The organism is Rugamonas brunnea (assembly GCF_014042345.1).
Lineage (GTDB): Bacteria > Pseudomonadota > Gammaproteobacteria > Burkholderiales > Burkholderiaceae_D > Rugamonas > Rugamonas brunnea.
This window is the reverse complement of record NZ_JACEZT010000008.1, coordinates 120,539-144,549: the sequence shown is the minus strand read 5'-3', so window position 1 is coordinate 144,549 and position 24,011 is coordinate 120,539. Positions and strand designations below refer to the sequence as shown.

Sequence of the window (24,011 nt, the reverse complement as noted above, 5' to 3'; positions counted from 1 at the left end):
TGGCCGCGAGGACTAATGGCATCAGGCTGCACTGGAGAGCAGCCCAACACAGAGGGAGCATCAGTTCTTCAACAATATTTGCTATGTCGTGCCGACGGCGCTATGATATTTCAATGATTCTTGAACTATGAAAGCAATCTGATGGAAACCCAAGACGTTCTGGCCGCGTTGGCGGCCATCGCCCAGGAAAGCCGGCTGGCCGTGTTCCGCCTGCTGGTGCAGGTGGGCCCAGACGGGCTGGCGGCATCCAAGATAGGCGAGCAACTCGATATCGCGCCCTCGTCACTGTCGTTCCACCTGAAGGAACTGAGCCATGCCAAGCTCGTCGTTGGCCGCCAGGAGGGCCGCTTCGTCATCTACAGCGCCAATTTCGACACCATGAACGGCCTGGTTTCCTTCCTGACCGAGAACTGCTGCGCCGGCCAAAGCTGTTCGCCAGCCGTGGCGCCATGCGTACCGGCCGGATGCGGCCCGGCGCAGTCCCTCACCCCACAATAACCGTTGATTTCCAGAGGAATTTCGTGAACGTCCTGATGCTATGCACCGGCAATTCGTGCCGCTCCATCCTGGCCGAGGCCACCTTCAACCACCTGGCGCCGGCAGGCTGGCGCGCCATCAGCGCCGGCAGCAAGCCCGCCGGTTTTGTGCATCCGCGCTCGATCGCGCTGCTGCAGCGTGAAGGCATTGCGACCGAAGGCTATTTCAGCAAATCGTGGGATAACCTGCCCGTCACGCCCGACATCGTGATCAGCGTGTGCGGCAACGCGGCCGGCGAAACCTGCCCGGCCTACCTGGGCCCGGTGTTGCGCGCGCACTGGGGCGTGGACGATCCGGCCCACGCCACCGGCACAGACGCACAAATCGATGCCGCGTTCCAGCAAGCCTACCGCACGCTGCGCGCGCGCATCGAAGCCTTCCTGGCGCTGCCGCTGGCGCAACTGAAGACGGACCACGCCCGCCTGAAAGCCGAGCTGGACCGCATCGGACGGATCGCGCCATGAGCGTCGCACGCCGTCTCGTGGCCGAGGGACTGGGCACGGCCATGCTGCTGGCCGTCGTGGTCGGTTCCGGCATCATGGCCGAGCGACTGGCGGGCGGCAACGTCGCCATCGCCCTGCTGGCCAACACCATCGCCACCGGGGCCGGGCTGGTGGCGCTGATCCTGATGTTCGGCGCCATGTCGGGCGCCCACTTCAATCCGGTCGTGACGCTCTCTGAAGCATGGCTGGGCAATCTGCCGCGACGCGACGTGCTGCCCTATATCGCGGTGCAGGTGACCGGCGCGTTTGCCGGCGTGGCGGCCGCGCACGCCATGTTCGACGCGCCGTTGTTCTTCGCATCGGAACACGTGCGCACGGGCGCCAGCCAGTGGTGGAGCGAATGCGTAGCGACGTTCGGGCTGATCGCCGTCATCATCGGCACGTCGCGCAGCCGTCCGGCCGCCACGCCGTTCGCGGTCGCGGCCTATATCACTTCGGCCTACTGGTTCACGGCGTCCACCTCGTTTGCCAATCCGGCCGTGACCCTGGCCCGCGCCGCCAGCAACACGTTCGCCGGTATTCGTCCGGCCGACGCCCCGGGCTTCATCGCGGCGCAGCTGCTGGGTGGCGCCGCCGCGGCGCTGCTGTTCCGCTGGTTGTACCCGGCGCCCGCCGCAGCGGCAATCGCGGACGCAGTGCCCGTCGATGCGGCGGTCGCAAACACGGCAACGTCCGGCAACGTCGCCCGGCGCTCCGTTCCAGCCAGAACGGAGCAATGACGACGCTGCCCTCCCTGCCCGGTACCGGGCCAGCTTTTGGCCCCTGCCTTGCGCTGGCGCGGTATGAATTGCAGCACGATAAAGCTAAACTCAGGCTGGAACCGGCCCGTATCGGGAAAGATCGGGATGCTGACGGCCTGACTTATTCAAACGCACGACCTTGAAAGGATCAATCATGGCAACCATACAGATTTTTGACCCCGCCCTGTGCTGCAGCAGCGGCGTGTGCGGCGTGGAAGTCGACCAGGCGCTGGTGCGCTTCGCCGCCGATGTGGACTGGGCCAAGACGAATGGCGCGCAACTGGAGCGCTTCAACCTGTCGCAACAACCAATGGCGTTCGCCGAGAACCCGACCGTCAAGGCCTTCCTGGAACGCTCCGGCGCGGAGGCACTGCCCTTGATCCTGGTCGATGGCGAAGTGGCGCTGGCCGGCCGCTACCCGAACCGGACCGAACTGGGCCGCTGGGCCGGCATTGGCGCGGCTGACGCAGCGCCGGCGCAAAGCGCTTGCTGCTCCGGCGGCCGCTGCTGCTAAGCGGAGGGAGCGCCCATGCACTTCCTCGAACAAGCGCCACGCCACCTCTTCTTCACCGGCAAGGGCGGAGTCGGCAAGACCTCCATCGCTTGCGCCACGGCCGTGCAACTGGCCGCCGCCGGTAAACGCGTGCTGCTGGTGAGCACGGACCCCGCATCGAACGTGGGGCAAGTATTCGGGGAAACCATTGGTAACCAAATCAAGGCGATCCCCGCGGTGCACAATTTGTGGGCCATCGAGATCGACCCGCAAGCGGCGGCCCAGGCCTATCGTGACCGCATCGTCGGCCCGGTGCGCAATGTGCTGCCCGAGAGTGTGGTCAAAGGCATCGAGGAACAATTGTCGGGCGCCTGCACCACGGAAATCGCCGCCTTCGATGAATTCACCGCCTTGCTGACCGATCCGGCCCTGACGGCCGGTTATGAACACATCATTTTCGACACCGCCCCCACCGGCCATACCATCCGCCTGCTGCAACTGCCCGGCGCATGGAGCGGTTTCCTGGAGGAAGGCAAAGGCGACGCCTCTTGTCTCGGGCCGCTGGCCGGGCTGGACAAGCAGCGCGCCCAGTACAAGGCCGCCGTGGACGCGCTGGCCGATCCGCAGCGCACCCGCCTGGTGCTGGTCGCGCGCGCGCAACGGGCCACCCTGCGCGAAGTGGCCCGCACCCACGAGGAGCTGGCCGCCATCGGGCTGTCGCAACAATACCTCGTCATCAATGGCGTGCTGCCGGCGGGCGAGGCGGAACACGACGGGCTCGCCGCCGCGATCGTGCAGCGCGAGCAGGCGGCGCTGGCCGCCATGCCGGACGTGCTACAAAGCTTGCCGCGTGACCAGATCGCGCTGAAGCCGTTCAACCTGGTGGGACTGGACGCCCTGCGCCACCTGCTGGTCGCCAGCGCCGGGCCGCAGACGGCCTGCGCCGTCGAACTGCCGGACCGGCTCGATGCCCCCAGCCTGGCCTCGCTGGTCGACGACATCGCCGTGGACGGGCATGGCCTGGTCATGCTCATGGGTAAAGGCGGCGTCGGCAAGACCACGCTGGCGGCCGCCGTGGCCGTGGAACTGGCGCACCGCGGCCTGCCCGTGCACCTGACCACCTCCGACCCCGCCGCGCACCTGGCGGAAACGCTGGAAGGGTCGCTGCCCAACCTGACGGTCAGCCGCATCGACCCGCACGCGGAAACGGCGCGCTACCGCCAGCACGTGCTCGACACCAAGGGCGCCCAGCTCGACGCCCAGGGGCGGGCGCTGCTGGAGGAGGACTTGCGCTCGCCCTGCACGGAAGAAATCGCCGTGTTCCAGGCGTTTTCCCGCGTCATCCGCGAGGCGGGCAAACAGTTCGTCGTGATGGACACCGCGCCCACCGGGCACACGCTGTTGCTGCTGGATGCCACCGGCGCCTACCACCGCGAAGTGACGCGCCAGATGGGCAGCACCGGCCTGCACTACACCACGCCGATGATGCAGTTGCAGGACACGCGCCAGACCAAGGTGCTGCTGGTCACCCTGGCCGAAACCACGCCGGTGCTGGAGGCGGCCAACCTGCAGGCGGACCTGCGCCGCGCCGGCATCGAGCCATGGGCGTGGGTCATCAACAGCAGCGTGGCGGCCACCCGCCCCAGCTCGGCGCTGCTGCGCCAGCGCGCCCACAACGAGCTGCGGGAAATCGACGCCGTGGCCAACCGGCACGCCCAGCGGTACGCGGTGGTTCCCCTGCTGCAACAGGAGCCGGTCGGCGTGGCGCGCCTGCGCGAGCTGGCGCATCCCGAGCACGGAAACGGCTGAGACAGGCTGAGACGGGCTGAAACAGGCTGAAAAACCGGGGCGTGGCCTGCCGGTGGGCGCGTGCAGGCGCCCACCGGCGTGTCCGCCAAACCGCGCGGACTCGTCGCCCACCCCCGCCCGGCTTTATAATCGTGTTTTTCCCTCCAATTGCCAAAATCATGCCTGCACAACTGATCGACGGAATCGCCCTCTCCCAAAAACTGCGTGGTGAAATCGCCGCGCGCGCCGCCGCGCTGACCGCCAAGGGCAAGCAGCCCGGCCTGGCCGTGATCCTGGTCGGCGAAGACCCGGCCAGCCAGGTCTACGTGCGCAACAAGGTCAAGGCTTGCGGCGACGTGGGCTTCCACTCGGTGCTGGAAAAGTACGAGGCCGACCTGTCCGAGGCCGCCCTGCTGGCCCGCATCGCCAAGCTCAACGCCGACCCGGCCATCCACGGCATCCTGGTGCAAATGCCGCTGCCCAAGCACATCAACCCGCACAAGGTGATCGAAGCCATCTCCACCACCAAGGACGTGGACGGCTACTCGGTGCTCAGCGCCGGCGAACTGATGACCGGCCTGGAAGGCTTCCGTCCCTGCACGCCTTACGGCTGCATGAAGCTGATCGAATCGACCGGCGTCGACCTGCGCGGCAAGCACGCCGTCGTGATCGGCCGCAGCAACACCGTCGGCAAGCCGATGGGCCTGCTGCTCTTGCAAGCCAACGCCACCGTCACCATCTGCCATAGCGCGACGCCGGACCTGGGCGTGCATACCCGCCAGGCCGACGTGGTGGTGGCCGCCGTGGGCCGCCGCAACACGCTGACGGCCGACATGGTCAAGCCCGGCGCCATCGTGATCGACGTGGGCATGAACCGCGACGACGCGGGCAAGCTGTGCGGCGACGTCGATTTCGCCGGCGTCAAGGAAGTGGCGTCGCACATCACGCCAGTGCCGGGCGGCGTGGGTCCGATGACCATCACCATGCTGCTGATGAACACGGTGGAAGCGGCCGAGCGCCTGTAAGAAAAACAGACTGGGGCGCCCGCCGGACGCCCCAGTCAGCAGGACGTCGTTCCCGCGCAGGCGGGAACCCATACCCGGCGTGCCGCCCGTGTGCCAGCGACACGCCCGGTATGGAGCCCCGCCACCGGCGGGGACGATACCGAACCACCACACTGGAACGACCATGACCACCGACGCCCTCAATCCCCTGCTGGACTTTAGCGGCCTGCCCCGCTTCGACGCGATCAAGCCCGAGCACGTTACGCCGGCCATCGCCGACTTGCTGGAACGCTGCCGCGCCGTGGTGGCCCAACTGGAAGCGGACACGGGCGCCGTGAGCTGGGACAGCTTCGTGGCCCCGCTGGAGAACACCACCGAGCTGCTGGGCCGCGCCTGGGGCATCGTCAGCCACCTGAACAACGTGGTCGACACGCCCGAACTGCGCGCCACCTACAACGAGAACCAGCCCAAGGTGACGGAATTCTGGACTGCGCTGGCCCAGAACGAGGCGCTGTTCGGCAAGTACAAGGCGCTGCGCGCCAGCGCCGGATTCGCCGCGCTGGCGCCGGCCCGCCAACGCATCATCGACAACGCCGTGCGCGACTTCCGCATGGGCGGCGCCGAACTGCCGGCCGACAAGAAGGAACGTTTCGCCGCGATCCAGGAAGAACACGCGGCCGTCTCCACCCGCTTCTCGGAAAACGTGCTCGACGCCACCAACGACTACAAGCTGCTGGTGGCCGACGAGGCCGAGCTGTCCGGCGTGCCCGAGGACGTCAAGCAGGCCGCCCGCGCCGCCGCCGAGAAGGAAGGCAAGGCCGGCTACGCATTCTCGCTGCACTTCCCGTCCTACTTCCCTATCCTGCAATTCGCCGACAAGCGCGAACTGCGCGAGACCGTGTATCGCGCCAACGCCACCAAGGCCTCCGCCGAAGGCAGCATGTTCAGCGAGCGCGAGAAGTGGGACAACACGGCCAACATCGTCACCCTGCTCAAGCTGCGCGACGAGGAAGCCAAGCTGCTCGGCTACCGCAACTTCGCGGAAGTGTCGCTGGTGCCGAAGATGGCGCAAAGCCCGGAACAGGTGATCGCCTTCCTGGAAGACCTGGCCAAGCGCGCCCGTCCGTTCGCGGAACAGGACCTGGCCGAGCTGCGCCAGTTCGCCAAGGACGAGCTGGGCCTGGCCGAACTGGCCGCCTGGGACCTGCCCTACGCCTCGGAAAAACTGCAGGAGCGCCGCTACGCGTTCTCGGCCCAGGAAGTGAAGCAGTACTTCCCCGAGCACAAGGTGATCGACGGCCTGTTCCGGCTGGTGCAGAACCTGTTCACCGTCACCATCCTGCCGGACACGGCCACCACCTGGCACAAGGACGTGCGCTTCTTCCGCATCGAGCGGCACGGCAAGCTGGTGGGCCAGTTCTACCTCGACCTGTACGCGCGCGCCGGCAAGAGCGGCGGCGCGTGGATGGACGACGCGCGCGGCCGCCGCATCGACAGCGGCGGCGCCGTGCAAACGCCGGTGGCCTACCTGACCTGCAACTTCACAGAGCCAGCCGTGGTCGATGGCAAGGTACAGCCGTCGCTGTTCACGCACGATGAAGTGATCACGCTGTTCCACGAATTCGGCCACGGCCTGCACCACATGCTGACGCTGGTGGACGAGATCGGCGTGTCCGGCATCTCCGGCGTCGAGTGGGACGCGGTCGAACTGCCGTCGCAGTTCATGGAGAACTTCTGCTGGGAATGGGAAGTGCTGGAGCACATGACGGCCCACGCGCAGACGGGCGAACCGCTGCCGCGCGCGCTGTACGACAAGATGCTGGCGGCCAAGAACTTCCAGTCCGGCCTGCAAACGCTGCGGCAGGTGGAATTCTCGCTGCTCGACATGCACTTGCACTACGACTACGACCCGAACGGCACGCAAACCGTGCAGCAAGTGATCGACGACGTGCGGCGCCAGTTCGCCGTCATCATCCCGCCCGCCTTCAACCGTTTCCAGAATGCCTTCGGCCACATCTTCGCCGGCGGTTACGCGGCCGGCTACTACAGCTACAAGTGGGCCGAGGTGCTGTCGGCCGACGCCTACGCCGCCTTCGAAGAAGCCAAGGCGCTGGGCGGCGCCGACCTGACCTCGGAAACGGGCAAGCGCTTCCAGCAGGAGATCCTGGCCGTGGGCGGTTCGCGCCCGGCACTGGAATCGTTCACGGCCTTCCGTGGCCGCGAACCCAGCATCGACGCGCTGCTGCGCCACAGCGGCATGGCGGCCTGACCCTCCGACACCAACCGGGAGCGCACCATGAGCAACGTACTGGCCAAGCCGGCCACCCCGCTGGCCTCCGGACTGGCCGCGCCGCTGGCCGGCGCGCTGGCCCTGTCCTTGCTGCTCGCGGCCGGCCCGGCCGCCGCGCAGATGTACAAATGGGTGGACAGCAAGGGCGTCACCCACTACAGCGACGCCCCGCCGCCGCCCGAGGCAGCGGCCAAGACCAAAGTCGAGATCAAGTCGTTCGCAACCGGCCCGCAAGCGGACCTGCCGCCGCAACTGGCCGAGGCGGCGCGCAACCGCCCCGTCACCTTGTACAGCACCAGTCCGTGCGAGATCTGCGACCAGGCCCGCGCCATGCTGCGGGCGCGCGGCATTCCCTACAAGGAAAAGACCGTCAACACGCCGGAAGACCGCGCCGCCTTGAACCAGGCCGGCGGCAAGGGCCAGTTGCCCCTGTTGCTGGTGGGCCGCACCCGGCAGGTCGGCTTTGAACAGAACAGCTGGGACGTGTTGCTCAGCGATGCAGGCTACCCCACGGAAAACATGCTGCCGCCCGATTTCCGGCAGGCCGCGCCCACGCCGGCCGCCCCGCCGCCTGTGCCCAGCGCCGCGGAACAGGCCGCCGCCGCGGCCAAGGCGACCGCCGACGAGGCAGCAAGGCTGAAGAAATTGCCGCCGCTCAATGCAACGCCCGATTTTCAGTTTTAGCATGGCGGCTATACAATCCTGTTCCGGCTTCCCACCCATCCGACTATGACCCGCATCGACTTCCACACCAATGTGCCCGACAAGCTGGCCTACGCCTGCCGGCTGGCCCGCAAGGCTTACGCGGCCGGCAACCGCATCGTGCTGATGACGGACGATGCGGCGCAGCTGGCCGAACTTGATGGCATGATGTGGACGTTTTCGGCCACCGACTTCCTGCCGCACGTGCCCGCCGGCGATGCGCTGGCGTCCGCCACGCCCATCATCCTGGCCGACAACGACGGCGCCGCGCTGCCCCACCACGACTTGCTGGTGAATCTGTCGCGCCGCATTCCGTCCGTGGTGGACAGCTTCCAGCGCGTAATCGAAGTCGTGTCCGCCGAGGAAGACGACGCGGCCGCCGGCCGCCAGCGCTACGTCGCCTACAAGCGTCAAAACCATCCCCTCACCCACTTCGTCGCCAACAAGTCATGACTCCAGCCCAACCGTTTGACGCCAGCATCCCCGTCCTGACCGAAGTGTTGCGCGACGATCCGGCGCCGGCCGCCGACGGCGCCGCGCTGGCGCACGCTGACCACGGCGCCCGGCTCGAAGCACAGGCGCTGGCCGGCTGGAGCGAGCACGAATGGGAGGTGCTGGAACGCCGGCTCGCCACCCGCATCGTGCAGCAGCTGCAAAGCCGGGTCGACTTCGTGCTGGAGCAGCGCATCAAGGACAGCATGGCGGAAGTGCTGAGCCACGCGCTGCGCGACCTGACCGCCGAGATCCGTGGCGGCTTGCAGGACACGATCGAAAAAATCGTGGCCCGCGCCGTGAGCCAGGAACTGACCCACCTGCAAGCCCGCAAATAATCGCGCCGTGGCAAATCATCCTTTGCTAACGCGATAATTTGTTGTACCTTTTGCCCTTGTACAAATTTCCGACCGGCCTCACCGTGGCGCCGCCGTGACCTATTCATTGGAGAATGTTTATGCTGTTCAAGACTAAGTTCATTCCACTCGCCATTGCCCTCGCATTCGCAGGCAGCGCCGGCGCGCAAGAAGTGGTCAAGATCGGCCACGTGGGCCCCGTGTCGGGCGCCTCCGCCCACCTGGGCAAGGACAACGAGCAAGCGGCCAAGATGGCGATCGACGACCTGAACGCCAAGGGTGTGAAGATCAACGGCAAGGCCGTCAAATGGGTGCTGGTGCCGGAAGACGACGGCGCCGATCCGAAACAGGGCACGGCCGTGGCGCAGAAGCTGGTCGACGCCAAGGTCAACGGCGTGATCGGCCACCTGAACTCGGGCACCACCGTGCCCGCCTCCAAGATCTACTTCGACGCCGGCATCCCGCAGATTTCGCCGGCCGCCACCACGCCGCAGTACACCAAGCAGAACTTCAACACGGCGTTCCGCGTGGTCGCCAACGACAACAAGCTGGGCGGCACGCTGGGCGCCTACGCGGTGCAGAAGCTGAACGCCAAGAAGATCGCCATCATCGACGACCGCACGGCCTACGGCCAGGGCGTGGCCGAGGAATTCGTCAAGGGCGCCAAGAAAGCGCTGCCCGGCGTGCAAATCGTCGGCAAGGAATTCACCAACGCCAACGCCACCGACTTCAACGCCATCCTGACCAGCATCAAGGCCAAGAACCCGGACCTGGTGTTCTTCGGCGGCATGGATTCGGTGGGCGGCCCCATGCTGCGCCAGATGAAGGCGCTGGGCATCAAGGCCAAGTTCATGGCCGGCGACGGCGTGTGCACGGAAGCGCTGCCGCGCCTGGCTGGCGACGGCATCGGCGAAGGCCAGGTCACCTGCGCCGAAGCGGGCGGCGTGACGGCCGACCAGCAGAAAGGCATGGACGACTTCCGCGCCCGCTACAAGCAGAAGTTCAACATGGACGTGCAGCTGTACGCCCCGTACGTGTACGACGCCGTGATGACCATGGCCACCGCGATGCAGGACGCCAAGTCGGCCGAGCCGGCCAAATACCTGCCCTACCTGGCCAAGGTCAAGTACCAGGGCGTGACGGGCCTGATCACCTTCGATCCGCATGGCGACATCAAGGACGGCGCGCTGACCCTGTTCACCTACAAGGGCGGCAAGAAGACCAAGATGGAAGTGGTCAAGTAAAGATCAGGTAAAGATAAAGTAAGTAAGCACTCACGGCCGGGCCATGCGCCCGGCGCCGCTTGCGGCAGGGACAAAAAAAACGCGCCGTCACCGGCGCGTTCGTTTTTGGATCCGGGCAGATTATTTCTGCGCCAGCACCCACTTCACCAGGGTGTGGGCTTCCGCCTCGGTCACCTGTGGATTGGCTGGCATCGGGATCGCGCCCCAGGTGCCCGAACCGCCCTTCATGACTTTCTGTACCAGCTTGGCTTCAGCATCCTTCTGGCCTGCGTATTTCGCGGCCACATCCTTGTAAGCCGGGCCCACCAGCTTGGTGCTCACTGCGTGGCAAGCCAGGCAGTTTTTCGACTTGGCCAAATCCAAACCTGCATCCGCCATCGCAGCTTGCGAAGCGAAAGCCGACACAACCATACCAACCATCATCAAAGTGCGTTTCATCTTTATCTCCATAGTAAAACCAGCGGCAATTCTACCGTGTTTTGCGCCAGCGCACGGCAGCGAACGAGAATACAACGCAGTCCGATCCACAGTCGTTGACGCGCACGTGAAAATTGCTCCACGTTAAGGCCGTTTCTTTGTAAGATGGCACAATACGAGGAGTTACCATGCCATTGATATTGCTGATCGTCGCCCTGGTCGGGCTGCGTTATTTCGAAGTCTGGCGATTCGCCCAGTTGTCCTGGTGGTGGATTGTCGGCGTGATGGCGTTCGCCTTCATCTGGTTCGAATTCCTGGAACCGATGCTGGGCCTGGACAAGCGCAAGGCCCACAACGTGGACGAACAGCGCCGCAAGGACCGCGTCAAGCAAAGCTTCGACAAGAAAAAGAAGTAATGGCACCGGCCCCTGGCCGGCCGCCACGCGCCCAGGCACCATCCTTGGACTGGCATGGCTGGCGCGGTATGATCCATCCTTGTATGACACGCCAGCTTGCAACTTTAGTTCGTTAGTGTATCAACCGCGCCCTTGCCCTGTCCCCGCATCGGTGTGCATCTGAACGTTCCTCCTGCCGCCACCCAAGCGGCGCGCACGTTCACCCCGCCTGAATCCAGACTGCATCCTGCCGGAAGCGCGCGCCGGATTGGCCGTTCAGGCAACCATACAAAAAAAACCATTTCCGGGGAAATCACCATGAATCGTTTCAACATCTCGACGCGCCTGTTTATCCTCATTGGCCTGATCGCCACATTGCTGATCACCGTAGGCCTGCTGGGACTCAATGGCATGAGCCACGCAAACACCGGCCTGAAGACCGTCTACGAAGACCGGGTCATCCCCATGGGACAGCTGATGGACGTGCAGCGCCTGATCCTGCGCAACCGTCTCGACATGAGCAACACCGTCGCCCTGTCCTCGCCGGAGACGACCAAGGCCAACCTGGAGGATATGGAACGCAACGTCGAAGGGATCAACAAGACCTGGCTCGCCTACATGGGCACCGTGCTGACGGCGCAGGAGGCGGGCATCGCGAAGGCGTTCCAGGACGCGCGCGCACGCTACCTGGAAGTGGTGATCAAGCCCGCCATGGCGGCGATGCGGGCCAACGACCTCAATGCGCTGCGCGCCATCGTGGTGGAGAAGGATGCCGCGACCTATGCCGCCATCCGCAACAACATCGTCGCCCTGTCAGATCTACAACTGGCCGAAGCCAAGCACGAGTACGACGCGGCCCAGGACCGCTACAGCACGGTACGCATGGTATCGCTGGCGGCCATGGTGCTGGGCCTGGGCTTCGCCGCCCTGTTCGGCTGGGCCATCGTGCGCGGCATTACCCGTTCGCTGGCGATGGCCATGCGCACCACGCATGCCGTCGCGGGCGGCGACCTGACCACCCACATCGAGCTGGACGGCAAAGATGAAATCGCCACGCTGCTGCAAGCGCTGGCCGTCATGCAGGGCAACCTGATCAAGGTGGTGGGCGCGGTGCGCGACGGCAGCGTGTCGGTGGCGTCGGCCAGCACCCAGATCGCCCAGGGCAATATGGACTTGAGCGGACGCACGGAATCGCAGGCCAGCGCGCTGGAGCAGACGGCGGCCAGCATGGAGGAGCTCAGCTCCACCGTCAAACAGAATGCCGACAACGCGCGCCAGGCCAATGTGCTGGCCCAGACCGCCTCGGGCGTCGCGGTCCAGGGCGGCCAGGTGGTGTCGCAGGTGGTGGACACCATGAAGGGCATCAGCGAAGCGAGCCGGAAGATTTCGGACATTATCGGCGTGATCGATGGCATCGCGTTCCAGACCAACATCCTGGCCCTGAACGCGGCGGTGGAAGCAGCCCGCGCCGGTGAACAGGGGCGCGGCTTCGCCGTCGTGGCCACGGAAGTGCGCAGCCTGGCCGGACGCAGCGCGGAGGCGGCCAAAGAAATCAAACAGCTGATCGGCGCCAGCGTGGAGCAGGTCGAGCAAGGCAGCAGCCTGGTCGACCAGGCCGGGCAGACCATGGACGAAGTGGTGAACGCGATCCAGCGGGTGACGGACATCATGGCCGAGATCAGCTCGGCCAGCCTGGAACAGAGCGCCGGCGTCACCCAGGTGGGCGAGGCCGTCACGCAGATGGATGAAAACACGCAGCAGAACGCTGCGCTGGTGGAGGAAATGGCGGCGGCCGCATCGGCCCTGAATGGCCAGGCGACGGAGCTGGTGCAGGCGGTGGCCGTGTTCCAGCTGCATCCGTCCGGCGGCGCGGCGCGCCCGGCGCCGGTGGACAGGCTGCACGTGGTGCCGGCGCAAGTGCCGGCACCAGCACCTGCGCCCGCGCCCGCGCGAGCGGCCGCCGCGCCGGCCAAGGCAAGCGCTCCGGCCACGTCCCGCCTGCGCGGCGCCAGTTCAGCGACGCCGGCTTCCGCCATGGAGGAGTGGGAGGAGTTCTAACTCGCCGCGGTCTGACAATACCAGGGACGTAAAAAAATGGGGGAGGTGGCACACTGCGCCAGCGCAGCGTGCCACCTCCCCCATGCTGATGCGCAGCGGTTTAGCGCTTGAGCTGCGACAGGTCGCGCACGGCGCCGCGGTCGGCCGAGGTGGTCAGCGCGGCGTAGGCCTGCAGCGCTTGCGAGACATAGCGGTCGCGGTTGACCGGCTGCCAGGCCTGGTCGCCCTTGGCTTCCATGGCGGCGCGGCGCGCGGCCAGGTCGGCGTCGCTGATGCGCAGGCTGATCTTGCGGTTCGGGATGTCGATATCGATCATGTCGCCCTCCTCCACCAGGCCGATGGCGCCGCCTTCAGCCGCTTCCGGCGAAGCGTGGCCGATCACCAGGCCCGACGAACCGCCCGAGAAACGGCCGTCCGTCAGCAGCGCGCAGGCCTTGCCCAGTCCCTTGGACTTGATGTACGAGGTCGGGTACAGCATCTCCTGCATGCCGGGGCCGCCCTTCGGACCTTCGTAGCGGATGATGACGACATCGCCTTCATGCACGGTGTCGCCCAGGATGCCTTCCACGGCCGCGTCCTGGCTTTCGAACACGCGCGCCTTGCCGCTGAATTTCAGAATGCTTTCGTCCACGCCGGCCGTCTTCACGATGCAGCCGTTTTCCGCCAGGTTACCGTACAACACGGCCAGGCCGCCGTCCTGCGAGTAGGCGTGCGCCTTGTCGCGGATGCAGCCGGTGGTGCGGTCGGTGTCCAGCGACGCATAACGCTCACTTTGCGAGAACGCCACCTGGGTCGGCACGCCGCCGGGCGCGGCGCGGAACAGCTGCTGCACGGCCGGGTCGTCGCTGACCTTGATGTCGTTGCGCGCGATCGAGTCGCCCATGGTCGGCGCGTGGATGGTCGGCAGCGATGTGTCGAGCAGGCCGGCGCGGGCCAGCTCGCCGAGGATGGCGACGATGCCGCCGGCGCGGTGCACGTCTTCGATGTGGAACTTGTCTGTCATCGGCGCCACCTTGCACAGGCAGGGCACTTTGCGCGAGATGCGGTCGATGTCGGCCATGTCAAAGGCCACACCCGCTTCGTGCGCGGCGGCCAGCAGGTGCAGCACGGTGTTGGTCGAGCCGCCCATGGAGACGTCCAGCGCCATGGCGTTTTCGAACGCGGCCTTGGTGGCGATGGAGCGCGGCAGCACCGAGGCGTCATCCTGCTCGTAGTAACGCTTGGCCAGTTCCACGATCAGGCGGCCGGCGCGCAGGAACAGTTCCTTGCGGTCGCCGTGGGTGGCGACGATGGTGCCGTTGCCGGGCAGGGACAGGCCCAGCGCCTCGGTCAGGCAGTTCATCGAGTTGGCCGTGAACATGCCGGAGCACGAGCCGCAGGTCGGGCAGGCGGAACGTTCAATCTCGGCCACGTCGGCGTCGCTGACGGTGTTGTCGCCGGCCTTGATCATGGCGTCCACCAGGTCCAGCTTGATGACTTTCTGCGAACCGTCCACCACCTTCAGCACCTTGCCCGCTTCCATCGGGCCGCCCGAGACGAACACCACGGGGATGTTCAGGCGCATGGCGGCCATCAGCATGCCGGGGGTGATCTTGTCGCAGTTGGAGATGCACACCATGGCGTCGGCGCAGTGGGCGTTGACCATGTATTCGACCGAGTCGGCGATCAGGTCGCGCGAGGGCAGCGAGTACAGCATGCCGCCGTGGCCCATGGCGATGCCGTCGTCCACGGCGATGGTGTTGAATTCCTTGGCCACGCCGCCGGCCGCTTCGATCTCGCGCGCCACCAGCTGGCCCAGGTCCTTCAGGTGCACGTGGCCGGGCACGAACTGGGTGAACGAGTTGACGACGGCCACGATCGGCTTGTCGAAATCGGCATCCTTCATGCCGGTGGCGCGCCACAGGGCGCGCGCGCCTGCCATGTTGCGTCCGTGGGTGGTGGTGCGTGAGCGGTATTGCGGCATGATGTCGGTCTCCAGAGTGAAAAGCTAAGGGCTATCTAAGCCCAGCGTAATAACATAGGTTGCCTTGCGCCGGGTGGCCTGTCAAATATATGATTTGCCTGTCTGTGAGTCGCAAAACATATCGAAACTTTCAAAACGCATAGAAACCCATATCAATGAACCTGGAATTGCGGCAATTGCGCTATTTCGTCACCGTGGCCGAGGAACTGCACTTCGGCAAGGCGGCGCTGCGCCTGCACATGACCCAGCCGCCGCTGTCGCAGACCATCCAGGCGCTGGAGGAATTGCTGGGCGCGCCCCTGTTCGAGCGCAACCGGCGCGGCGTGACGCTGACGGCGGCCGGCGCCGCCCTGCTGCCCGAGGCGCGCCGCATGCTGGCCCAGGCCCAGGAGCTGCCGCAACTGGTGCAGCGCGCCGCCGCCGGCGAGGTGGGGCGGCTGTCCCTGGCCTTCGTGTCGTCGGCCGACTACAGCGTGCTGCCGCCGTTCCTGCGCGCCTACCGCGCCGCTTATCCGCAGGTGCAGATCAACCTGCAGGAGGCGACCTCCGACCTGCAACTGGACGACCTGCTGCACGCGCGCATCGACGCCGGCCTGCTGATCCCCCCCCTGCCCGACAAGAGCCGGGCCGAACTCGATTACCTGCCAGTGCTGAACGAGCCGCTGATCCTGGCCGCGCCGGCCGGGCTGGACGCGCTCAAAACGCCGGGCCCGGTGGCGCTGGCCGATTTGCCGCCGCTGCCGCTGATCATCTTCCCGCGCGCCATCGCGCCCGCGCTGTACGACGCCGTGCTGGCCGTGTTCGGCGCAGCCGGCATCACGCCGGAGATCGGCCAGCAGGCGATCCAGATGCAGACCATTGTCAGCCTGGTCTCGGCCGGCATGGGCCTGGCGCTGGTGCCGCAATCGGTGTCTAACCTGATGCGGCCCGGGGTAGAATACCGCTCGCTGCGCGACCCCACGCCGCTGGTCGAAACGGGACTGGCCTGGCGCCGCGACCACGTGACGCCCGTGCTGCAAGGCTTTTTGGATTTACTACGAAAGAACACACCATGCTGATACACCCTATGCCCGATCCGGTCGCCGTACACCTGGGGCCGATCGCCGTCCACTGGTATGGCCTGATGTACGTGCTGGCGTTCGCCATGTTCATCGGCCTGGGCCGGGTGCGCATCAAGCAGCCGCACATCGCCGCGCTGGGCTGGAAGAACCAGGACCTGGACGACATGCTGTTCTACGGCATGCTCGGCGTGGTGCTGGGCGGGCGCCTCGGTGAAGTGCTGTTCTACCGGCCCGCCTTCTTCTTCGCCAACCCGATCGAGATCGTCGAGGTGTGGCACGGCGGCATGTCGTTCCACGGCGGCTTCCTGGGCGTGATGGTGGCCATGTGGCTGTGGTCGCGCAAGGCCGGGCGCAACCTGATGGACGTGTACGACTTCATCGCGCCGATGGTACCGCTCGGTTACGCGGCCGGCCGCCTGGGCAACTTCATCAACGCCGAACTGCCGGGCCGCGTGGTCAGCGACCCGTCGCTGCCGTGGGCCATGCTGTGGCCGGACACCAGCTACCCGCTGCTGCCCAACCCCGTATTCCTGCAAGGCTTGCGCCACCCGTCGCCGCTGTACCAGATGCTGATCGACGGTATCCTCGTGTTCGCGATCCTGTGGCTGTACGCGCGCAAGCCGCGGCCACGGCTGGCCGTGGGCGCCATGTACACGCTGCTGTATGGCTGCGCGCGCTTCTTCACGGAGTATTTCCGCACGCCGGACTGGGAAGTGAACTGGGGCGGCATCCCCATCACCTCGGGCCAGATGCTGTCGCTGCCGATGATCATCGGCGCGCTGGTGATCCTGGCGTGGTCCTACAAGCGCAACGTGGTGATGGGCGTGCCGCCCGCTACCAAACCGGCCTGACGGTTTAACGCACCCTGGTCAGCGCACAGCCTTCCACAGCATGTAAGCAGCCAGGCAATACAGCACCACCGCGAACATCTTCTTGAGCGACTGCACCGGCAAGCGGTGCGCCGTGCGCGCACCCAGCGGCGCCAGCATCACGCTGGCCGTGGCGATCACGGCCAGTGCGGGCAGGTAGACGAAGCCCAGCGAATACTGCGGCAAGCCCGTCACGTTCCAGCCGAAATACACATTCGACAGCGTGCCCGCCAGCGCGATGGGGAAGCCCAGCGCGGCGCTGGTGGCCACGGCGTTGTGGATCTTCACGTTACACCAGCTCATGAACGGCACGGAGATGAAGCCGCCGCCCGCGCCCAGCAGGCCGGCCAGCACGCCGATCACGCCACCGGCCGCGAACATGCCCGCGCTGCCAGGCAGCTCGCGGCCGGCGGCCGGTTTGCGGTTCAACAGCATCTGTGTGGCCGAGAACGAAATGAAGACGGCGAACACCAGCGCCAGCGTGGGCGCCGGCAACTGCTTGCCTATCCACGGCCCCACCCATGAGCCGACCAGGATGCCCGGCGCCAGCAGCGCCACGATGGGCCAGCGCACGGCCCCGTGCAAGTGATGCGCGCGCACCGACGATAACGAGGTAAACAGTATGGTTCCTAACGAGGTGGCGATCGCCATGTGCACGATCACCTCGGGCGGGAAGCCCTTGGCGCTGAAGATCATGGTGATGAACGGCACCAGGATCATGCCACCACCGATGCCCAGCAGGCCCGCGCAAAAACCGCCAAAGGCGCCCATGGCCAGCAAGGCCGCGATCAAGGTCCAATCCATCAGGCGTCCTTTTCCAGCAGCTTGACGATGGTGTTCCACTGGCCCTTGGTGACGGGCGTGATCGACAGGCGGCTGCCCTTCTGCAGCAGCACCATGTCCTCCAGCGCGGCAATGGTGCGCAGTTCGGCCAGCGGCAGCAAACGCGTTTTCTTCGTCGCGCGCACGTCGATGGAAATCCAGCGCGGCTGCTCCGGCGTGGCCTTGGGGTCGTGGTATTTGCTGTGCGCGTCGAACTGGGTGGCGTCCGGATACGGCGTGCCCACCACTTCGGCCAGGCCGGCGATGCCGGGCTGCGGGCAGCTCGAATGGTAGAACAGCACGCCGTCGCCGGGACGCATGGCGTCGCGCATGAAATTGCGCGCCTGGTAGTTGCGCACGCCGAACCACGCCACCGTCTGCGCGGGCGCGGCCAGCACGTCGTCGAAACTGACTTCGTCCGGTTCGGATTTCATCAACCAGTATTGCATGGGGCACCGCCTCTCAAAACGTACGGACGTAAAAAAGCGGCTGCGCACTCATCATGCTGGCAACCGCTTTTTTTGGAATTCAAGCCCCGCCTGTGCCGTTATGCCGGCATCCCGAACCTGATGGTTCAAGGTGGTCACAGTTAGTTCAATTTCGGGTTCGTCGGACTAGCGACGCTCACGCCCACCAAACAAATTCCCGCAACCGATGCACATAAATGGTTCAAGGAATATATGGCAATCGCGAACACCGCAGGGGTGACACGGAGTTTACTCTTTAAGCCCGTTTTGGGGAAGCCGTTTCTCGAACTAAAAGCGTACTAAAACAGAGTTTCTTGTGGCGTCAGCGCGTTATCGAGCACCTGGTTCATGGCCGCGATCTTCTGCTGCACTTCCAGTATAGACAAGTCCGACAACGGTCCCTGTGGCGCTTTCACCGACAGGAATTCCGCCGCCACGCCCAGCGCCGCCATCACGGCGATGCGGTCGTTGCCCTTGACTTTGCCCGCGTCGCGGATGGCGCACATCTTCTTGTCGAGGAAGGCTGCCGCCTCGCGCAGCGCACGCTCCTCGTCCGCCTTGCACATCAGGCGGTAGGGCTGGCCCATGATGGTGACATCGAGCTGCTTCATTGATTGTGCTCCTGGTCAGGCATGGCGCCATCGGCGGCCGCATCCGCATCCGCATCCACTTCGCCGTCGAGCGCGGGGATCTGTTCGAGCAGGGCCGAGACGCGGCTGTGCGCTTCGCTCAGGCGCTTCTGGTAACCGATGTTTTCCACCACCAAAGCGGCGTTGGCTTGACGCAACTGGGCGTTCTCGCGGCGCAAGGCCGCGGTCATTTCGGCCAACTGGTCGATTTTGTCGGAAAGTTCTTGGAATTCTGAAATCATCCCGTCACTATAGGATGGCTTGCGAACGCGCGTCAACCGCTACGCGGCAGAGAACGCGCATATTTTTGAGGCAAGACAGGAATGGGACAGGCGTGGGCAAATGGCGCTCCCTGTCCTCTGCTGCCGAACCGGTATCAAGTCGCAATGGCGGCCTGCGCGCGCTTGCGCCAGGCGCCCGGACCGACGCCATAGTGGCGCTTGAAGGCCCGATTGAAAGCGGCCTCGGATTGGTAGCCCACCGTTTCAGCGATGCCGCCGGTCGCCTGTTCGCCCTGGTCCAGCAGACGCGCCGCCTGCGCCATGCGCAACTGGGCCAGCACGTCGGCCGGGGTGGCGCCAGCCGTCTGCCTGAACAGGCGCGCGAACGTGGCGCGCGACACATGGCACAGGGCCGCCAGTTGTTCCAGATCCCACGGCCGCCCAGGCTGCGCCAGCATGCCGTGCAGGGCCGCCTGCAGGCGGCGCTCGGCCAGCAGCGCGAACAGGCCGGGCACCGTCATCGCCTGGTCCATGCAGGCCCGGATCAACAACGCGAACAGGGCCGACGCCAGCTGACCGACGATCGCGCCCGAACCGGCGCGCGGCATTTCCGCCTCCGACTGCAGTATCGCCATCAGGCTGCGCAGGCTGCCCGCATCGGGCCGGTCGGCGGTGCGCACCACCAGCAGTGGCGGCAAGGCCGCCAGCAGGCCGCGGCCGCCGCCCGCTTCCGCATCGAAATGGAATTCACCGCACAGGATGTCGGCGGCGGGGCCGTCGCCACCGTTGCGCACCTCGCGCAGCAAATGCTCGCCCGGCAGCACGTGCAGCGGAGACGCCGCGCCCGCCTCCCCCAGCGACAGGCGGTGCGCGCCACCGTGCGGAAATACCACAATGTCGCCAGCCTGCAACGGCACGCCGTGCGCGGCAGCGCAATCCAGCGTCGCACTGCCGCGCACGATCAGGTGGTAAGGCGCGATGCCCGATCCGGCTGCCGGGTGGTCCAGCACCCACGGCGCGCCGAAATGGCAGCGCACGTCCAGGGCGGTACGCAGGGGATAGACGGCGAGCAGGCGGCTGAGGGCATCCATGGCAATGATGAGGACAGAGACGGTTGAGACGAATGAGCAAATTCTAGCGTATTTTGAGCATTAAAAATCTCAACCGTGCAGCCTACACTGCTTTCCATGGCATCGACATCGCATGCCAACTCTCTTAACCACTGAAAGGAATCACCATGGACCGTCTGTTCACCCAACCCGCCGCCAACGCCACCGGCGCCGCCGCCCAACTGTTTGCCGCCATCAAAGGCGCAATCGGCAAGGTGCCCAACGCCTATCTGGCGCTGGGCAACAACAGCCCGGTGGCGCTGGAGGCGGCCTTGAACCTCGACGGCGCGCTGCGCAAAAGCGCCCTCAGCGCCAAAGAAGTCGAAGTGATCAAGCTGGCCGTCAGCCAGCAAGCGGGTTGCGACTATTGCGTGGCCGCGCACACGCTGATGGGCGGCAAAGCCGGCCTGAGCCCGGCGACCATGCGCGCCGTGCGCAGCGGCGATGCCAGCGGCGAAGCGCGGCTCGATGCGCTGGCGACTTTTGTCCATACCCTGGTCAGCACCAGCGGCACCGTGCCGGCAGCGGCGGTGGAAGCCGTCAAGGCGGCCGGCGTGACGGATGCGCAGATCGCCGACACCACGCTGGCGATCGCCGCCATCACGCTGACCAACCTGTTCAACCGCGTCAACAACACCACAGTCGACTTCCCCGCCGTCGCCTGACGCGCCCCGCTGTGACGCACACCCGGCCGCCGCCCCGCGCAGGCGGCCGGAAATTGGCCGGCGCCCGCCGAGGCCAACAGTTTGACAAGTATGTCTTGAAATAGCCCCATACCGTCCCTATAATTGGCACTCGTTAGCGAGGAGTGCTAACAACGATTTCCGCTGTTTCAGCGACTGAAGCAGCCTTTGTGATTCTTTTGGCAATAACCCATTGATAGGAGTTTTGTATGAACCTTCGCCCCTTGAACGATCGCGTCATCGTCAAACGCCTGGACCAGGAAACCAAAACGGCATCCGGCCTGATCATCCCTGATGCGGCTGCTGAAAAACCGGACCAAGGCGAAGTGCTGGCCGTCGGCAATGGCAAGATTCTCGATGACGGCAAAGTGCGTCCGCTGGACGTCAAAGTCGGCGACCGCGTCCTGTTCGGCAAATACGCCGGCCAGACCGTCAAGATCGACGGCCAGGAACTGATGGTCATGCGCGAAGAAGACATCATGGCGATCGTCACCAAGTAATTGGTCACCGCCTTAACAAATTCCACGAAATTCAGGAGAAAACAACATGGCAGCTAAAGAAGTAATCTTCGGCGACGCAGCGCGCGCCAAAATGGTCGAAGGCGTCAACGTCCTGGCCAACGCAGTCAAAGTCACCCTGGGCCCGAAAGGCCGCAACGTCGTGCTGGAGCGCTCGTTCGGCGCCCCTACCGTCACCAAGGACGGCGTGTCCGTTGCCAAAGAAGTCGAGCTGAAAGACAAGCTGCAGAACATGGGCGCGCAGATGGTCAAGGAAGTTGCTTCCAAGACGTCCGACAACGCCGGTGACGGCACCACCACCGCAACCGTGCTGGCCCAGGCGCTGGTGCGCGAAGGCATGAAGTACGTGGCCGCCGGCATGAACCCGATGGACCTGAAGCGCGGTATCGACAAGGCCGTCGCCGCCACCGTCGAGCAGATCGCCGCCATCGCCCGTCCTTGCACCACCTCCAAGGAAATCGCACAAGTCGGCTCGATCTCGGCCAACTCGGATTCCTCGATCGGCGAGCGCATCGCTGAAGCCATGGAAAAAGTCGGCAAGGAAGGCGTCATCACCGTGGAAGACGGCAAGTCGCTGAACGACGAGCTGGACATCGTGGAAGGTATGCAGTTCGACCGCGGCTACCTGTCGCCGTACTTCATCAACAACCAGGAAAAGCAAGTCGCCATCCTCGAGAACCCGTTCGTTCTGCTGTGCGACAAGAAGATCTCCAACATCCGCGACCTGCTGCCGGTACTGGAGCAAGTGGCCAAGGCTGGCCGTCCGCTGCTGATCATCGCTGAAGACATCGAAGGCGAAGCGCTGGCGACCCTGGTGGTCAACAACATCCGCGGCATCCTGAAGACCTGCGCCGTGAAGGCTCCTGGCTTCGGCGACCGTCGTAAAGCCATGCTGGAAGACATCGCCATCCTGACCGGCGGCCAGGTGGTGGCGGAAGAAGTCGGCCTGACCCTGGAAAAAGTAACCCTGGGCGAACTGGGCCAGGCCAAACGCATCGAAGTGGGCAAGGAAAACACCATCGTCATCGACGGCGCTGGCGAAGCCTCGTCGATCGAAGGCCGCGTCAAGCAGATCCGCGTGCAGATCGAAGAAGCGACCTCGGACTACGACCGTGAGAAACTGCAAGAGCGCGTGGCCAAGCTGGCCGGCGGCGTTGCCGTGATCAAGGTTGGCGCTGCCACCGAAGTCGAAATGAAAGAGAAGAAAGCCCGCGTGGAAGACGCCCTGCACGCTACCCGCGCTGCCGTGGAAGAAGGCATTGTGCCAGGCGGCGGCGTAGCCCTGCTGCGTGCCCGCTCGGCCCTGAACGTGAAAGGCGACAACGCTGACCAGGAAGCCGGCATCAAGATCGTGCTGCGCGCCATGGAAGAGCCACTGCGCATGATCGTTCAGAACGCCGGCGAAGAAGCTTCGGTGGTCGTGGCCGCCGTGCTGGCTGGCAAAGGCAACTACGGCTACAACGCTGCCAACGGCACCTACGGCGACATGGTCGAAATGGGCGTGCTGGACCCAGCCAAGGTGACTCGCTCGGCACTGCAGAACGCCGCGTCGATCGCCGGCCTGATGCTGACCACCGATTGCATGGTTGCTGAGATCGTCGAAGACAAGCCAGCCGGCGGCATGGGTGGCATGGGCGGTATGGGCGGCATGGGCGGCATGGACGGCATGATGTAATCGCCGGCTCCCGGCCTGCCGGGAGCACCGCAGCCCGCTGCGCACAAGGCCAGCTTCTCCGGAAGCTGGCCTTTTCTTTTGCGCGACCACAAAAGCAGTGCGCCGCCGCGCCCGTATAGTGGACGCCTGCGGCCGACGCGTGCCGCGCGGAGGGAACATGGAACACATGCACGCGGCGCGGCCCACCGTCGCCTGCCGCCACAAGCAGCGAGCGTTCGAGGAACAGGCGCGCAAACTGGGCCTGCGCCCGCGCGACCCGTGGGTGGGCGGTTACGTCGATTACGAATGGGACCATCTGCGTCTGGTGCTCGACCATCTGCCGTTGCGGCTGGAAGGCTTGCCGGTGCTGGAGTTTGGCTGCAACGTGGGCGCTTCGGCCATCCTGTTCGCCTACCTGGGCGCGCGCGTGTGCGCCACCGACATCGACGCCGGCTGGGTCACGCTGGCGCGCCTGAACGCGGCGCGCCACGGCATGGACAGCATCGACTTCATCCACACCCCCGATTCCGGCCAGCTGCCGTTCGCGGATGGCCAGTTCCAGCTCATCGCCTGCAACAGCGTGCTCGAATACGTGGCCGCCGGCGAGCAAGGCGCCGTGCAGCGCGAACTGGACCGCGTGCTGGCGCCCGGCGGCGCGATCCTGCTCACCGGCACCAGCAACCGCCTGTGGCCGCGTGAGGCGCACACGGGCCGCTGGCTGATCAACTACCTGCCGCGCGCGTGCGACCGGCTGTGGGGCAAGCCGCTGCAACGCGGCGTATGGCCGTGGACAGCGCGCCATGGCTTCGGCCCCCACTACCGCAACCTGGATACGGCCAGCACCGCCAACTACTTCGCCCGCTCGCGCCGCGCCATGGGCACCCCGCCCCGCCTGCTGGCGCCGCTGCTATGGACGGCGGCCGCGCTGGGCGTGGGTCCGGGCTTGCTGGCGCAGCACATTTCCTGCCTGCTGCAGAAACAGCCGTCGGCCTGAGG

The 24,011-nt window shown here is 65.6% G+C and carries 26 protein-coding genes and 1 other RNA gene; 19 read left to right on the top strand and 8 right to left on the bottom strand.

The window, feature by feature from the left end:
• Positions 1-141: 141 nt before the first annotated feature.
• The 11 genes from H3H37_RS13825 (at position 142) to H3H37_RS13775 (ending at position 10,149) form a co-directional block, all read left to right on the top strand.
• A complete protein-coding gene (locus H3H37_RS13825; RefSeq protein WP_182163398.1) occupies positions 142-498 on the top strand; it encodes an ArsR/SmtB family transcription factor in 357 nt (118 codons plus the stop codon).
• 23 nt (positions 499-521) lie between these two features.
• On the top strand, positions 522-1,001 hold the full coding sequence (locus tag H3H37_RS13820) for an arsenate reductase ArsC (protein WP_182163396.1): 480 nt from the start codon (positions 522-524) through the stop codon (positions 999-1,001).
• Positions 998-1,759, top strand: a complete 762-nt coding sequence (locus tag H3H37_RS13815; RefSeq protein WP_182163394.1) for an aquaporin — start codon at positions 998-1,000, stop codon at positions 1,757-1,759. Before H3H37_RS13820 ends, H3H37_RS13815 begins: the two co-directional genes overlap by 4 nt.
• Before the next feature lie 175 nt (positions 1,760-1,934).
• A complete protein-coding gene (gene arsD, locus H3H37_RS13810) occupies positions 1,935-2,294 on the top strand; it encodes an arsenite efflux transporter metallochaperone ArsD (protein WP_182163392.1) in 360 nt (119 codons plus the stop codon).
• Between the two features lie 15 nt (positions 2,295-2,309).
• Positions 2,310-4,082, top strand: a complete 1,773-nt coding sequence (gene arsA / locus H3H37_RS13805) for an arsenical pump-driving ATPase (protein ID WP_182163390.1) — start codon at positions 2,310-2,312, stop codon at positions 4,080-4,082.
• 158 nt (positions 4,083-4,240) lie between these two features.
• Positions 4,241-5,086, top strand: a complete 846-nt coding sequence (gene folD / locus H3H37_RS13800) for a bifunctional methylenetetrahydrofolate dehydrogenase/methenyltetrahydrofolate cyclohydrolase FolD (protein WP_182163388.1) — start codon at positions 4,241-4,243, stop codon at positions 5,084-5,086.
• A gap of 163 nt (positions 5,087-5,249) precedes the next feature.
• The gene (locus H3H37_RS13795; protein ID WP_182163386.1) at positions 5,250-7,334 is read left to right on the top strand and encodes a M3 family metallopeptidase; all 2,085 of its coding nucleotides are present in this window, start codon (positions 5,250-5,252) and stop codon (positions 7,332-7,334) included.
• A 27-nt stretch (positions 7,335-7,361) separates the two neighbouring features.
• Positions 7,362-8,039 carry a glutaredoxin family protein gene (locus H3H37_RS13790; RefSeq protein ID WP_182163384.1) on the top strand — a complete coding sequence of 226 codons (678 nt, stop codon included), beginning with the start codon at positions 7,362-7,364 and terminating at the stop codon, positions 8,037-8,039.
• A gap of 45 nt (positions 8,040-8,084) precedes the next feature.
• Positions 8,085-8,510 carry a DNA polymerase III subunit chi gene (locus H3H37_RS13785; RefSeq protein WP_182163382.1) on the top strand — a complete coding sequence of 142 codons (426 nt, stop codon included), beginning with the start codon at positions 8,085-8,087 and terminating at the stop codon, positions 8,508-8,510.
• Positions 8,507-8,887 carry a DUF2486 family protein gene (locus tag H3H37_RS13780; protein WP_182163380.1) on the top strand — a complete coding sequence of 127 codons (381 nt, stop codon included), beginning with the start codon at positions 8,507-8,509 and terminating at the stop codon, positions 8,885-8,887. The genes H3H37_RS13785 and H3H37_RS13780 overlap by 4 nt, the downstream gene beginning before the upstream one ends.
• Positions 8,888-9,006: 119 nt before the next feature.
• On the top strand, positions 9,007-10,149 hold the full coding sequence (locus tag H3H37_RS13775; protein ID WP_182163378.1) for a branched-chain amino acid ABC transporter substrate-binding protein: 1,143 nt from the start codon (positions 9,007-9,009) through the stop codon (positions 10,147-10,149).
• 120 nt (positions 10,150-10,269) lie between these two features.
• Here H3H37_RS13775 and H3H37_RS13770 read toward each other — a convergent pair whose 3' ends face one another.
• The gene (locus H3H37_RS13770) at positions 10,270-10,587 is read right to left on the bottom strand and encodes a c-type cytochrome (protein ID WP_182163376.1); all 318 of its coding nucleotides are present in this window, start codon (positions 10,585-10,587) and stop codon (positions 10,270-10,272) included.
• A 167-nt stretch (positions 10,588-10,754) separates the two neighbouring features.
• On the opposite strand from H3H37_RS13770, the gene H3H37_RS13765 reads away from it, so the two are divergent.
• Positions 10,755-10,982 (top strand): TIGR04438 family Trp-rich protein, encoded by a 228-nt coding sequence (locus H3H37_RS13765; protein WP_182163374.1) that lies wholly within the window; start codon positions 10,755-10,757, stop codon positions 10,980-10,982.
• Between the two features lie 297 nt (positions 10,983-11,279).
• Positions 11,280-13,019: a methyl-accepting chemotaxis protein gene (locus H3H37_RS13760; RefSeq protein WP_182163372.1), complete on the top strand. Its 1,740-nt coding sequence runs from the start codon at positions 11,280-11,282 to the stop codon at positions 13,017-13,019.
• A 100-nt stretch (positions 13,020-13,119) separates the two neighbouring features.
• Here the strand turns inward: H3H37_RS13760 and ilvD are convergent, their stop codons facing one another.
• On the bottom strand, positions 13,120-14,982 hold the full coding sequence (gene ilvD / locus H3H37_RS13755) for a dihydroxy-acid dehydratase (protein ID WP_182163370.1): 1,863 nt from the start codon (positions 14,980-14,982) through the stop codon (positions 13,120-13,122).
• A gap of 155 nt (positions 14,983-15,137) precedes the next feature.
• On the opposite strand from ilvD, the gene H3H37_RS13750 reads away from it, so the two are divergent.
• Both H3H37_RS13750 and lgt read left to right on the top strand, forming a co-directional pair.
• Positions 15,138-16,040: a LysR family transcriptional regulator gene (locus tag H3H37_RS13750; RefSeq protein WP_182163368.1), complete on the top strand. Its 903-nt coding sequence runs from the start codon at positions 15,138-15,140 to the stop codon at positions 16,038-16,040.
• Positions 16,034-16,894, top strand: a complete 861-nt coding sequence (lgt, locus tag H3H37_RS13745) for a prolipoprotein diacylglyceryl transferase (protein WP_182163366.1) — start codon at positions 16,034-16,036, stop codon at positions 16,892-16,894. Before H3H37_RS13750 ends, lgt begins: the two co-directional genes overlap by 7 nt.
• 18 nt (positions 16,895-16,912) lie before the next feature.
• On the opposite strand, the gene H3H37_RS13740 is transcribed toward lgt, so the two are convergent.
• The 6 genes from H3H37_RS13740 to H3H37_RS13715 all read right to left on the bottom strand — a co-directional run bounded on the left by H3H37_RS13740 (position 16,913) and on the right by H3H37_RS13715 (position 20,142).
• Positions 16,913-17,716, bottom strand: coding sequence for a sulfite exporter TauE/SafE family protein (locus H3H37_RS13740; protein ID WP_182163365.1), 804 nt, complete (start codon positions 17,714-17,716; stop codon positions 16,913-16,915).
• The gene (locus H3H37_RS13735; protein ID WP_182163363.1) at positions 17,716-18,183 is read right to left on the bottom strand and encodes an EVE domain-containing protein; all 468 of its coding nucleotides are present in this window, start codon (positions 18,181-18,183) and stop codon (positions 17,716-17,718) included. Before H3H37_RS13735 ends, H3H37_RS13740 begins: the two co-directional genes overlap by 1 nt.
• 79 nt (positions 18,184-18,262) lie before the next feature.
• Positions 18,263-18,442: non-coding RNA, 6S RNA (gene ssrS, locus H3H37_RS13730), on the bottom strand.
• 58 nt (positions 18,443-18,500) lie between these two features.
• The gene (locus H3H37_RS13725; RefSeq protein WP_182163361.1) at positions 18,501-18,812 is read right to left on the bottom strand and encodes a cell division protein ZapA; all 312 of its coding nucleotides are present in this window, start codon (positions 18,810-18,812) and stop codon (positions 18,501-18,503) included.
• Positions 18,809-19,072, bottom strand: a complete 264-nt coding sequence (locus tag H3H37_RS13720) for a hypothetical protein (protein ID WP_182163359.1) — start codon at positions 19,070-19,072, stop codon at positions 18,809-18,811. Before H3H37_RS13720 ends, H3H37_RS13725 begins: the two co-directional genes overlap by 4 nt.
• Before the next feature lie 134 nt (positions 19,073-19,206).
• Complete coding sequence (locus H3H37_RS13715) at positions 19,207-20,142, bottom strand: AraC family transcriptional regulator (protein ID WP_182163357.1); 936 nt, start codon at positions 20,140-20,142, stop codon at positions 19,207-19,209.
• 146 nt (positions 20,143-20,288) lie between these two features.
• On the opposite strand from H3H37_RS13715, the gene H3H37_RS13710 reads away from it, so the two are divergent.
• From H3H37_RS13710 to H3H37_RS13695, 4 genes are all read left to right on the top strand, one after another.
• A complete protein-coding gene (locus tag H3H37_RS13710; RefSeq protein WP_182163355.1) occupies positions 20,289-20,825 on the top strand; it encodes a carboxymuconolactone decarboxylase family protein in 537 nt (178 codons plus the stop codon).
• 227 nt (positions 20,826-21,052) lie between these two features.
• Positions 21,053-21,343 (top strand): co-chaperone GroES, encoded by a 291-nt coding sequence (gene groES, locus H3H37_RS13705; protein WP_161015212.1) that lies wholly within the window; start codon positions 21,053-21,055, stop codon positions 21,341-21,343.
• A 46-nt stretch (positions 21,344-21,389) separates the two neighbouring features.
• A complete protein-coding gene (gene groL, locus H3H37_RS13700) occupies positions 21,390-23,036 on the top strand; it encodes a chaperonin GroEL (RefSeq protein ID WP_182163353.1) in 1,647 nt (548 codons plus the stop codon).
• 157 nt (positions 23,037-23,193) lie between these two features.
• Positions 23,194-24,009 (top strand): class I SAM-dependent methyltransferase, encoded by an 816-nt coding sequence (locus H3H37_RS13695; RefSeq protein WP_182163351.1) that lies wholly within the window; start codon positions 23,194-23,196, stop codon positions 24,007-24,009.
• Positions 24,010-24,011: the final 2 nt, after the last annotated feature.